This is a genomic window from Mangrovimonas sp. ST2L15 (genome assembly GCF_001280515.1).
GTDB lineage: Bacteria > Bacteroidota > Bacteroidia > Flavobacteriales > Flavobacteriaceae > Mangrovimonas > Mangrovimonas futianensis.
In genome coordinates, this window is sequence record NZ_LBIQ01000033.1 from 1 (window position 1) to 335 (window position 335).

Sequence of the window (335 nt, forward strand, 5' to 3'; positions counted from 1 at the left end):
GCCTTAGAGCCAGGAGGACAAACCGGTGGAAGTTGGACCTATGGTGGCGGTACAGCAGTATCTGATGCCACGGATGCCGACCCAGCCAACGCACCGTTCACTTATACTTATACCGATGGTAACGGTTGTGATGCTTCCGATACGGTAGGCTATAGTAATTATACAGTAACCCCAGTATCGATTGATGATCAGATGGTATGTCCAGGGACAACAAGTGTAGATTTAACCGCCTTAGAGCCAGGAGGACAAACCGGTGGAAGTTGGACCTATGGTGGCGGTACAGCAGTATCTGATGCCACGGATGCCGACCCAGCCAACGCACCGTTCACTTATAC

General features: G+C 51.3%; 1 protein-coding gene. It reads left to right on the forward strand.

What is annotated here, in order from left to right; translation table 11 throughout:
* On the forward strand, positions 1-335 hold a 335-nt coding region (locus tag ZA07_RS16175; protein WP_197276742.1), incomplete at both ends, for a hypothetical protein.